The 261-nt window shown below is 53.3% G+C and carries 1 pseudogene; it reads left to right on the plus strand.

Annotated features, from left to right (window positions below):
• A pseudogene (locus NCR39_RS29565) lies at positions 1-261 on the plus strand (hypothetical protein); the annotation flags it as partial.

The raw sequence follows: 261 nt of genomic DNA on the forward strand, positions 1-261 counted from the left end.
GTGCCGCAGTTACTGGCACTCAGTGACAGCGAATTTTTAGCGCAAATTCAACAGGCATTTGGTTACCGGGCCGGCGTCTTTACTACAGTGGGCAGCCGGGCCGCTTACCCGCTGGTGTTAAAGCAAAGCCAGCAGGTGGTGAATCACCGCACTGCACTGTTAGGTAACAGCTTACATAACCTGCACCCTATTGCCGGCCAGGGCTTTAATCTGGCACTGCGAGATATTGCCTGTTTAAGCCAACTGCTGTCAGAGCAAGGT

This window comes from Caballeronia sp. ATUFL_M2_KS44 (assembly GCF_023630965.1).
Lineage (GTDB): Bacteria > Pseudomonadota > Gammaproteobacteria > Burkholderiales > Burkholderiaceae > Caballeronia > Caballeronia concitans.